At 74.1% G+C, this 11942-nt stretch carries 5 protein-coding genes; 4 read left to right on the top strand and 1 reads right to left on the bottom strand.

What is annotated here, in order from left to right:
• Window positions 1-191: 191 nt before the first annotated feature.
• Entirely contained in the window at window positions 192-3203 is a 3012-nt protein-coding gene (locus ACFYYH_RS04320; RefSeq protein WP_388545701.1) for a lysylphosphatidylglycerol synthase domain-containing protein, read from the bottom strand.
• A 239-nt stretch (window positions 3204-3442) separates the two neighbouring features.
• Here ACFYYH_RS04320 and ACFYYH_RS04315 point away from each other — a divergent pair, with 239 nt between their 5' ends.
• From ACFYYH_RS04315 to ACFYYH_RS04300, 4 genes are all read left to right on the top strand, one after another.
• Complete coding sequence (locus tag ACFYYH_RS04315; RefSeq protein WP_388545698.1) at window positions 3443-3850, top strand: MGMT family protein; 408 nt, start codon at window positions 3443-3445, stop codon at window positions 3848-3850.
• On the top strand, window positions 3847-4212 hold the full coding sequence (locus ACFYYH_RS04310; RefSeq protein ID WP_388545696.1) for a hypothetical protein: 366 nt from the start codon (window positions 3847-3849) through the stop codon (window positions 4210-4212). Before ACFYYH_RS04315 ends, ACFYYH_RS04310 begins: the two co-directional genes overlap by 4 nt.
• Before the next feature lie 75 nt (window positions 4213-4287).
• Entirely contained in the window at window positions 4288-7725 is a 3438-nt protein-coding gene (locus ACFYYH_RS04305) for an ATP-dependent helicase (protein ID WP_388545694.1), read from the top strand.
• A 205-nt stretch (window positions 7726-7930) separates the two neighbouring features.
• On the top strand, window positions 7931-11932 hold the full coding sequence (locus tag ACFYYH_RS04300; protein WP_388545692.1) for a UvrD-helicase domain-containing protein: 4002 nt from the start codon (window positions 7931-7933) through the stop codon (window positions 11930-11932).
• The last annotated feature ends 10 nt before the right edge of the window (window positions 11933-11942 follow it).

Below are 11942 nucleotides of genomic sequence, written 5' to 3'. Positions count from 1 at the left end.
CGCGGGGCGGCGGCCATGCGAGTGGCGGCCGGGCCCCGGCGCCGGAGGACCCTGGGGCGTGGTGCTAAAGCAGCGCCAGGCCGGAGCGCCGGGCGGGAGCGCCGGGCGGGAGTGCCAGGCAGGAGCGCCGGGCGGGAGCGCCGGGCCGGAGTGCCGGGCCGGAGCGCCGGGCGGGACTTTCGCGGTACGCCCTAGAGCGCCTCTTTGCGGGTGAGGTGGCTGAAGCACACCCAGCCGGGCAGTACCGGCAGCCAGAGCGTCAGCAGCCGGTACAGCAGGACGGCCGGCGCGGCGATCTCCTTCGGCAGTCCGACCGCGATCAGTCCCAGCGTCAGCGCGCCCTCGATGGCGCCCACCCCGCCCGGCGTCGGGGCGGCCGAGCCGAGCGCGCTGCCCGCCAGGAAGACCACGGCGATGCTCGCGTAGCTGAGCTGCTGGTTGCCGTTGTCGAACGCCCGGATCGAGGCGTCCAGACACATCACGAACACCCCGGTCAGCAGCAGCATCCCGCCGATACCGGTGAGCAGCTTCATCGGCCGCTGGAGCACATCGAGCATGCGCGGCACCACCCCGGCGAACAGCGAGCGCAGCCGCGTCACCACGAACTTCCGCAGGAACGGGATCGCGGTCACCACCAGCACCAGCACCGCGACCGTGAGCAGACCCGCGATGACGGTCCTGGACGGGGTGAGCGACGCCGACTTCTCCGTACCGGTCAGATAGCCGAACGACAGCAGCAGCAGGATGTGCGAGCCGAGCCCGAAGAGCTGCGACGCGCCCACGCTCGCCACCGCGAGCCCCGGCCGCACCCCCGCGCGCTGGAGGAAGCGGGTGTTCAGCGCCACACCGCCGACCGCCGCCGGAGCGACGATCTTGACGAACGAACCGGCGACCTGCGCGGCGACCGTCCTGCGGAACGGCACCCGCTCCGGTACGAAGCCCAGGAGGCTCATCGACGCCGCGACATAGCTGAGCACCGAGAACGCCGCCGCGGCGGCCACCCAGCCCCAGTGCGCCTGGCTGACCACCGTGTTGAAGTCGAGCTGTGTCAACTGCGTGAGCAGGAAGTACCCGGCGATCGCCCCGGCGATGAAGCTGATGAGCGTACGGGGTTTGATCCGTTCCAGCCGGACCGGTTCGACCGGCGCCTGCGGCCTGATCAGCAGCACCTGCCTCCGCATCTGGGAGAGCAGATCCTCCTCGCGCGCCTCGTCCAGCGCGTCGTCTATCGCCCGCTTCTCGGCCTGCTTCTCCGCGCGCAGGGACTTCCGTACGGCCTTGCGGTCACCGTCCTCGGCGGCGAGGTCCGCCGCTCTGGCGCGCTTGTTGGTCTCGGAGGCCGCGAGCACCGCCTCACGCTCGCGCTGCGACCGCTCACGGGCGAGCCGGCGCAGCGTCGCACGGGTGGAACGGCTCAGCGCGATCGGCTGGAGCAGGGGCAGACAGTTGGCGACGGCGTCCGGGCCGATCACCTCCACGGCGGCGGCGACGGAACGCTCCGCGCCGACCCGCAGGCCCATCGTCGTGAGCAGTTGCGCGGTGTCCATCCGCAGCACCAGATCGCCCGCCGCGATCTCACCGCCGCGCAGCTCCGTGAGGATGATCTTGTCCGAGCGGTCCACCATGAGGGCGTCACCGGTGAGCCTGCGGTGCGCGATACGGCGGGACTGGAGCGCCTTGACCTGGTGCCAGGCGTTCCGTACCAGCTCGTCGGTGATCGCCTCGTCCGGCAGCGAGTCCAGGGACCGGGCGCCCAGGTGCTCGTACACGAGCATGACGGCGTCGGGGCCCAGCTCGGAGGTGGCGATCAGCCTCGGGGCGTTGGCCCCGGCGGCGATGGCCGCGTACGCGAGAAGGGCTTCCTGTTCGAGCGCCTGGCGCAGGGAGGGGATGGAGCTGCGGGTGGTGAAGGAGCGCAGCGTGAGCTGTCGCCAGACCCGGTAGAAGAAGCCCTGCGCCTGCTGTTCGCGGTCGACGACGGTGACATCGAGCGGCGGCCCGTCCTCCAGGGTGACCAGATAGCGGCGGCCCCGGTCGCCCTGTTCGGCGGTGTCGGACACGTCCTCGGCGCGCATCGCGCTGACCGGGCGGAAACCGACATGGCGCAGACCGGCCATCAGGGTCTGCCCGGTGGGCCGTACGTTGGGGGAGCCGACCGCGTAGAGCGTGCCGTACGCGACCGTCCAGCCGATCAGCACGGTCAGGGCGATCGAGAACGGGGTGGTGTACCCGGCGACGAGCATCGCGAAGGCGTCGAGCAGCAGCACCACCCAGAGCACGACCCGCCAGCGGGGCCGGCGGGCCATCCCCACGGCCGTCATATAGGCGATGACGGGGGCGAGATAGCCGTGGACGGGGTCGGTGAGCCCGGCGCCGAGCTGGGGCCGGGTCAGGGCGTCCTGGATGGACTCCGGGGCGGACCGGGCGACCCAGAGGTCGGTGGCGAGCGTCACCCCGTGGGCGAGTACGGCGGCGAGGACGCCGTCCGCGATCCGCAGCCCGTCGCGTTTGATCAGCCGTTCGATCGCGAAGGCGACGGGGACGAGCAGCACGGCGATGCTGGAGACCAGCCCCGCGACCTTGACCATCAGATCGGGGGCCTGGCCCGTGCCCTTGGTGATGTCCTGTTCCAGGCCGGTGGTGGTGCCGTGGGCGAAGGCGGAGAGGCCGAGGAGGAGGGCGATGGCCAGGACGCCGACCAGCAGGCGCAGAAGGTCGGAGGGCCGGTGGACGCGGGCCGCGAGAAGCGGTTCGTCGCCAGAGACGCGGTCGGCGTGGGGGGCGGCGGTGTCGCAGTTGTCGGGGTTCTCGGGGTCCCCGGACTTTCCGGCGTCCCCGGCGTCCCCGGCGTTCTCGGCTTTCTCGGGGCTCTTCGGGTCCCCGGGGCTCTCCGGGTCCCCGGGCGACGGGATGTCCTCGGAGCCGGTGGTCCCGGGGCGTGCGGCTCCGGCGGTACCGGTGGTTCCGGTGGTCGCGGCTCCGGTGGTGCCGCTGGTTCCGGTGGTCGTGGGTGGGGCGGTGCCGGGGCGTGCGGTCCCTGGTCTTGACGGTCCTGCCGCGGTGGTGCCGGGCGGAGCGGTCGCGGTCCTGTCGGCCCCGGCGGGGGCCCCGGCAGGGGGCTCGCCCGTGGCGGTACGCGTCCTGGCGGCCGTTTCCGGGCGCGGCTCAACGCCGGAGGTGCCCGCCGTCGCAGATGGCTGCACGGCCCGCTCCTCCACCGAATCCGTCTCTTCTTGATCTCGTATCACCAGTCACCGCCGGGACGATGGTGGCACGAGCCGACGACAGACGGGGGCATCAGGGTGCATTGCGGGGGCCGGGGGTGGGCGAGATGCGCCCCTTTGCGGCTGTACGTACACAGGGTGATCGGGTGAACGCGCTCCGGAATGGCCGGATGGCGGCGCCGGGGGACATGTCGGTGGCGTGCGGCAGGATGGGACGGATGAGGAACGACGAGCCGACGAGAGAGCCGCCGGGGGCGCCCGCGGACCCGGCCGCGGAGCCGGGGCGGCTGCCCGGATACGCGGAGCGGGTGCTCGATGTCGCCGAGCTGATCCCGGCCGGCCGGGTGATGACGTACGGCGATGTCGCGGAGTGGCTCGGCGAGGGCGGACCGCGCCAGGTGGGCCGTGCCATGGCGCTCTACGGCGGCGCCGTGCCCTGGTGGCGCGTGGTCCGCTCGGACGGTGTGCTGCTCCCCGGACACGAGCTCGCGGCCCTGGGCCACTACCGCGAGGAGGGCACGCCGCTGCGGGAGGCGGCGCGGAGCGCGGAGGGGCATGTGCCGCGCCTGGACATGAAGCGGGCGAGATGGGACGGCACGGGCGCGGACGAGATGACTCACATATGACAGCTTCCGCCATGCGGCTGTCCTGCGGGGTGTGCCGCGGGGGTGCTGAGGACCACACGGACCGGACGAAGGCGCACGCGACGGCGCGCGGACCGGCGCTCGGAACGTCCGGCGGACCGGCTCCGCAGCGGCGGGCTCCGGGCGCGCGGACTCCCCAGGCGCGGCCCTCGGGGTCCCGCACGGCGAACCGCACGACGGACCACTCGGCGGACCGCACGACGGACCGCACGACGGACCACTCGGCGGACCGCACGACGGACCGCACGACGGACCACTCGGCGGACCGCACGGCGGACCGCACGACGGACCACCCGACGGACCACCCGGCGGACGGACTGCGTCCCGGCCGTCCGGCGGCGTAGCGTCGTCGGCACGCGTCACCCGCACCCCAGGCACCCCCGTCACCACCAGCACCCTCTCCAGGACCGGCGATCCACGTGAGTTCCTCCTCCTTCACCGGGCGTACCCCGCACCGTCGGGTACGGCAGCGGACCCCGGGCGCGTACCGGCTGGTGCGTACCCCGCCGGTCCCGGTGGACCCCCCTGAGCTGGACGCAGCCCAGCGCGGGGTGGTTGACCACGGGACGGGGCCGCTGCTGGTACTGGCGGGCCCCGGCACCGGCAAGACCACGACGCTCGTGGAATCGGTCGCGGAACGGATCGGGCGGGGCACGGACCCCGAACGGATCCTGGTCCTCACCTTCAGCCGCAAGGCGGCGGTGGAACTGCGCGACCGGATGGCCGTACGGCTCGGCGGGCGGCGCGGTCCGCAGGCGACCACCTTCCACTCGTTCTGCTACGCCCTGATCCGCGCGCACCAGGAGGCCGAGCTCTTCACCGAGCCGCTGCGGCTGCTCTCCGGGCCCGAGCAGGACGTGGCCGTGAGGGATCTGCTGGCGGGCCAGATCGATCTGGAGCGCGAGGGGCGGGGGCGTGTGCGATGGCCGGACGAACTGCGCGCGTGTCTCACCACGCGCGGCTTCGCCGACGAGGTACGGGCGGTGCTCGCCCGGAGCCGCGAACTGGGCCTCGGCCCCGATGCGCTGGGCGCGTTCGCGCGCCGCACGGGCCGGCCCGACTGGTCGGCCGCCGCGTCCTTCCTCGCGGAGTATTTGGATGTCCTGGACATGCAGGGCGTGCTCGACTACGCGGAGCTGGTGCACCGGGCCGTGCTGCTGGCCGAACGCCGCGAGGTCGCGGAACGGCTCGTCGCCCGGTACGACGCGGTGTTCGTCGACGAGTACCAGGACACCGACCCGGCGCAGGTCCGGCTGTTGCGCGCGCTGGCCGGGCAGGGCCGCACACTGGTCGCCTTCGGCGATCCGGACCAGTCGATCTACGCGTTCCGGGGAGCCGATGTGAACGGCATCCTGGACTTTCCGTACGCCTTCCCGCGCCTGGACGGGAGGCCCGCGCCGGTGGCGGTCCTCACCACCTCCCGCCGTTCCGGCGCCGGGCTGCTCGCCGCGACCCGGCTGCTCACCCGCCGTATGCCCCTGACCCGGCTGCCCGCGGGGAAGGTGCAGGCGCACCGCGAGCCCGTTCCCGTCCGGGAGGGAGGCACAGTCGAGACATACACCTTCCCGACCCCTTCGACGGAGCTGGACAATATCGCCGACATCCTCCGCCGGGCACATCTGGAGGACGGTGTGGCCTGGAAGGACATGGCGGTGCTGGTCCGTGCGGGTGGTCGCACCATCCCCTCCATCCGCCGCGCCCTCACCTCGGCGGGCGTCCCCCTGGAGGTGGACGGCGACGATGTGCCCCTGCGCCATGAACCGGCGGTGTCCCCGCTTCTGACGGCGCTCAGAGCGGTGGCCCGCGCGTCGATCCACCCGACACCCGCGCCTGCCGGGACCCCGGCCGGGACCGCGACCGGGGCCGGGTCCGGGGCCACGTCGGACACGGCCGAGAGCACAGGGGAGGGCATCGTGCCCGACGCCCCCGACGCCCCCGACGCCCCCGACGCCCCCGACGCCCCCGACGCGTCCGCCGCCGTCGGCTGGCTCGATGTCGAGACCGCCCTCGCTCTCCTCTCCTCGCCCCTCGGCGGCATGGACGCCGCCGATCTGCGCCGTCTCGGGCGCGCGCTGCGGGACGAGGAGCGGGCCGGGGGGACCAGGGTTCCGGCACCGTCCGACGTGCTGCTCGCCCGCGCGCTCGCCGAGCCCCAGCGGCTCGTGGCGCACGATCCGGCGTACGCCCGGGGCGCCCAGCGCCTCGGCGCGCTGCTGCGCAAGGCGAGGGAACTGCTCGAAGGCGGCGGTACCGCCGAGGAGGCCCTCTGGGCGTTGTGGGACGGCACCACCTGGCCCGCGCGGCTCGAACGCTCGGCCCTGCGCGGCGGCCCGGCCGGCCGTAACGCCGACCGCGACCTCGACGCCGTATGCGCCCTCTTCGACGCCGCCGCCCGCGCCGAGGAGCGCACCGGCGGCCGGGGCGCGCTCAACTTCCTGGAGGAGCTGGACGCGCAGGACATCGCCGCCGACACGCTCAGCCGCCGGGCCGTGCGCCCCGACGCCGTACGGCTGATGACGGCCCACCGTGCCAAGGGCCTCGAATGGCGCCTCGTCGTCGTCGCGGGCGTCCAGGAGGGTCTCTGGCCCGACCTGCGCCGCCGCGGTTCCCTGCTGGAGGCGGACAGGATCGGCCGTGACGGTCTCGCCGAGCCCCTCACTCCGGGCGCCCTCCTCACGGAGGAGCGCAGACTCTTCTACGTCGCCGCGACCCGCGCCCGTGACCGGCTCGTCGTCACCGCAGTCAAGGCGCCCGCCGACGACGGGGACCAGCCCTCCCGCTTCCTCACCGAACTCGGCGTCGAACCCAGGGACATCACCGGCCGTCCCCGCCGTCCCCTCGCCGTCGCCGCGCTGGTCGCGGAGTTGCGCGCCACCACGGTCGACCCGGAGGCGACCCCCGCCCTGCGCGACGCCGCCGCGCGCCGGCTCGCCCGGCTCGCCGCGCTCAGCGACGAGGAGGGCCAGCCGCTCGTACCGTCCGCGCACCCCCACCGCTGGTGGGGTCTGTACGAGCCGACCCGCAGCGCGGTCCCGCTGCGCGACCGGGACCAGCCCGTGGCGCTCTCCGGCAGCGCCCTGGACCAGTTGGCGAACACCTGCGCGCTCCAGTGGTTCCTGGGCCGTGAGGTGAAGGCGGACGAGCCCGCCACCGCCGCCCAGGGCTTCGGCAATGTCGTCCATGTCCTGGCCGACGAGGTCGCCTCCGGCCGTACCCCCGCCGATCTCGCCGTCCTCATGGAACGGCTGGACTCCGTGTGGGACGCGCTCGCCTTCGACGCCCCCTGGAAGTCCCAGCAGGAGAAGGAGCACGCGCGCGTGGCGCTCGAACGCTTTCTGCGCTGGCACGTCATGGACCGCGGCGGACGCACCCCCGCCGCCACGGAGCACGGGTTCGACGTCACCCTCGAAGCGGGCGCGTACGAGGTGCGGATCCGGGGCTCCATGGACCGCGTCGAGCGGGACGCCGAGGGCCGCGCCTATGTCGTCGACTTCAAGACCGGCAAGCAGGCCCCCACCAAGGAAGAGGTCGCCCACCACCCCCAGCTCGCCGTCTACCAGCTCGCCGTACGGGAGGGCGCCGTGGACGAGGTCTTCGACGGCCGCCGTCCGGAACCGGGCGGCGCCGAACTCGTCCAACTGCGCCAGCCGGCGCCCAAGAAGGAGGGCGGCGAGCAGCTCCCCAGGATCCAGGCGCAGGAGCCGCTCGCGGGGGAGTGGGTCGGCGAACTGCTGACCACCGCCGCCGGACGCGTGCTGGACGAACGGTTCACCCCCACCACGGGCGGACACTGCGCCCACTGCGCCTTCCGCGCCTCGTGCAGCGCACAGCCGGAGGGCCGGCAGATCGTGGAGTGACGAGGGCGGAAGTGGAGTGACGAGGGGGGTACGGGGGCACAGGCACGGGGGCATGGGGGCGGGAGCACGCCCCCGGGCGGCGGCTCAACGGCCCGGCCCGGCCCGGCCCGGCGTGGCGGTGCCGTCCGGTGTGGCAGCGCCGTCCGGCGTGGCGGCGGCTCAAGGCCCGCCCGGCGTTGTCAGTGGCGGCGGATAGCCTATCCGGGTGTCCGTACATCTCACCGATCCCGAGCAGCTCAAGGAGCTTCTCGGCATCCCCTTCACCCCGGAGCAGACGGCCTGCATCACGGCGCCGCCCGCCCCGCAGGTCATCGTGGCCGGAGCCGGCTCCGGGAAGACGACGGTGATGGCCGCCCGGGTGGTGTGGCTGGTGGGCAGCGGACAGGTCGCCCCCGAGCAGGTCCTCGGGCTCACGTTCACGAACAAGGCGGCGGGCGAGCTGGCCGAGCGCGTCCGCAAGGCGCTCGTACGGGCCGGGGTCACCGACCCCGATGTCATCGACCCGGACCACCCCCCGGGCGAGCCCCGGATCTCCACGTACCACGCCTTCGCGGGCCGGCTGCTCACCGACCACGGTCTGCGGATAGGCCTGGAGCCGACCGCCCGGCTGCTCGCCGACGCCACCCGCTTCCAGCTCGCCGCGCGTGTGCTGCGGGAGGCGCCGGGACCGTATCCGGCCCTGACCAAGACGCTCCCCGCCCTGGTCAGCGATCTGCTCGCGCTCGACGCCGAGCTGGCCGAGCACCTGGTGCGCACCGGCGGGCTCGGCGCGTACGACAGCGCGCTGCTGCGCACCCTGGAGGGTGCCAGGCTCAGCAACGCCGAGCTGCGCAAGGTCCCCGAGACGGTGGCCGCCCGCGGCGAACTGCTCGACCTGGTGGGGCGCTACCGCGAGGCCAAGCGCGCCCGCGACCTTCTCGACTTCGGGGACCAGATCGCGCTCTCCGCCGAGCTGGCCTCGACCAGGGCCGAGGTCGGCGCGATCCTCCGGGACGAGTTCCGGGTCGTCCTGCTCGACGAGTACCAGGACACCTCCGTCGCCCAGCGGCTCCTGCTCTCCGGGCTCTTCGGCGGCGGCACGGGGCACGCGGTGACCGCCGTCGGCGACCCCTGCCAGGCGATCTACGGCTGGCGCGGCGCCTCCGTCGCCAACCTCGACGACTTCCCCGAGCACTTCCCGTACGCCGACGGCACCCCGGCCGCCCGGTTCTCGCTCAGTGAGAACCGCCGCAGCGGCGGCCGTCTTCTCGACCTCGCCAACGCACTCGCCGAGCCCCTGCGCGCGATGCACGAGGGCGTGGAGGCGCTGCGCCCGGCGCCCGGCGCCGAGCGCGACGGCGTGGTGCGCTGCGCCCTGCTCCCCACGCACGCGGAGGAGATCGAGTGGCTCGCCGACTCCCTCGCCCATCTCGTGCGCACGGGCAAGGAGCCGGGCGAGATCGCCGTACTGTGCCGTACGGCCGGGGACTTCCCGGAGATCCAGGGCGCGCTGGTGGCCCGCGAGGTGCCCGTCGAGGTCGTCGGTCTGTCCGGGCTGCTCCATCTCCCCGAGATCGCCGATCTGGTCGCCATGTGCGAGGTCCTCCAGGACCCGGGCGCCAACGCCTCGCTCGTACGGCTGCTCACGGGCCCCCGCTGGCGCATCGGGCCGCGCGATCTCGCGCTGCTGGGACGCAGGGCCCGGCTGCTGGTCCACCGCGGCGGCGGCGAGGACGGGGAGGACGACCTCGACGCACGGCTGGCCGCGGCGGTCGAGGGCACCGATCCCGCCGAGGTGATCTCACTCGCGGACGCCCTCGACACCTTCCTGGAGTCGGCGGGCGCCCCGGACGACGGACTGCCCTTCTCGGCGGCCGCACGGGTCCGTTTCGCGCGGCTGGCCGCCGAGCTGCGGGAGCTGCGCCGGTCCCTGGCCGACCCCCTGATGGATGTCCTGCACCGCGTACTGGCGACGACCGGCCTTGAGGTCGAGCTGTCCGCGTCACCACACGCCCTGGCCGCCCGCCGCCGCGAGACGCTGAGCAATTTCCTCGATATCGCGGCCTCCTTCGCGGCGCTCGACGGGGAGGCGGGACTGCTGGCCTTCCTGGCGTTCCTGCGGACGGCGGCGCAGTACGAGAAGGGCCTGGACAACGCGCTCCCGGGCGGCGAGAACACCGTCAAGGTCCTCACCGCGCACAAGTCCAAGGGGCTGGAATGGGACGTGGTCGCCGTGCCGGGACTCGTCACGGGCCAGTTCCCCAGCGGCCGGGCGCGCGAGGCGTGGACGTCCCAGCCGAAGGTCCTGCCGCACGCGCTGCGCGGTGACGCGGCGACACTGCCGGATGTGACGTCCTGGGACGCGAAGGGGCTCAAGTCCTTCAAGGACGCGATGAAGGCGCACCAGCACACGGAGGAGCTGCGGCTGGGGTATGTCACCTTCACCCGGCCGCGCTCCCTGCTGCTCGGCTCCGGCCACTGGTGGGGCCCGACCCAGAAGCGCCCGCGCGGCCCGTCGGACTTTCTGCACGCCCTGTACGACCACTGTGCGGCCGGGCACGGCGAGATCGAGGCATGGGCGGACGCACCGGAGGAGACGGACGAGAACCCGTCCCTGCGCGCGGAGACCACCCCCCACGCCTGGCCCCTTCCCCTGGACGCCCGGTCCCTGGCCCGCCGCCGGGAGGCGGCGGACACGGTCCTGGCGCATATGGAGGAGCTGCTGAGGCGGGAGGGACAGCAGGCCGGGAACGACACAGGGAACGACGCAGAGAACGGCGCCGCGAACGAGGCCGGGGCCGCACCGGAGCCCCACCTCACGCCCCACGCCGCGACCGAGCCCCCCGGGCCCCGCGAGCCGGACGAACCGTACGCCGCGTCGGAGCCGTACGCCGGGTCGGAGCCGTACGACCTGGCGGAGGCGGCCGAGGCAGCCGGATTGTTCGACCCGGCGGACCCGGCGGAGTCGGACCCGGCGGACCCGGCGAACCCGGAGGAGCCGTCCGGCCCCGATGCCGAGCCGTTCGGGGCCGGCCCGTCCGATGCCGGGCCTTTCGACGCCGACCCTTTCGAGGATGATCCGTTCCACGCCGAGCCGTCGGACGACGGTCCTCCCGATGCCGGTCCTAATCCCGATGACGCCGGTCCTGACGACGGCGATCTTGCCGACTGGGACGGCTGGGCCACCACGCGCGCGCCGTCCGCCGGCGCCCGGGACGGAGCCGGGCGGGGCCCCGCGGATCCCCGGGTGCCCGGTCCCCGTTCCCCGTCCGGTGGGACGGCCGCCCGGGGAGCCGGGGACCTGCCCGAGGCTCAGGCCCCCGTCCAGGGAAGCGGCGGCGGGGAGACGGCCCCCGCCGGCCCCGACCCGCACCTCACCCCCGAAGAGCTCCGCACCCTCGCCTCCTGGGACCGTGATCTCGACGCCCTCACCAGCGAGCTGCGCCGCGCCCGCGCCTCCGTCCGCGACGTCCCCGTACCGCCCTCCCTCTCCGCCTCCCAGCTCCTCCGTCTCGCCGCCGACCCGGACGGGTTCGCCCATGAGCTGGCCCGCCCCATGCCGCGTCCGCCGCAGCCCGCCGCCCGCAGGGGTACCCGCTTCCACGCCTGGGTGGAGTCGAGGTTCGAGGAGCTGCCGCTGCCGATGCTCGGCCCCGACGAACTGCCCGGGGGAGAGGAGGACGAGCCGGAGATCGCCGACGAGCGCGACCTGGCCGCGCTGAAGGAGGCGTTCGAACGCACCCCGTACGCCCGGCGCACGCCGTACCGCGTGGAGGAGCCCTTCCATCTCACCCTCGCGGGCCGGGTGATCCGGGGCCGTATCGACGCCGTCTACCGCCATGTCCACCCCGATCCGGTGACCGGCTCGGAGACCTGTACGTACGAGATCGTGGACTGGAAGACCGGCCGGGCCCGTACCGCCGACCCCCTCCAGCTCGCCGTCTACCGTCTCGCGTGGGCCGAGCAGCACGGCCTCCCGCCGTCCGCCGTGACGGCCGCGTTCCTCTACGTACGGACCGGGGAGGTCGTCCGTCCCGACCGCCTTCCCGGCCGCCCCGAGCTGGAACGCATCCTGACCGGGGGCCCGGAGGATCCGCCCGATGACACAGGGCGTCATGACGCAGGGCGTCCGCCCGACGACGTGGGAGGTTCCCACGACGGCTCCGACATGCCCACGGACGGGGGATCCCCGGAACCGGCAGACGAGACCGCTCCCCGGGCCCGTTAGGCTCGACATC

This window comes from Streptomyces sp. NPDC002018, from assembly GCF_042890865.1.
Lineage (GTDB): Bacteria > Actinomycetota > Actinomycetes > Streptomycetales > Streptomycetaceae > Streptomyces.
The sequence above is the reverse complement of the archived record's forward strand: the minus strand, read 5'-3'. Positions and strand labels throughout refer to the sequence as shown.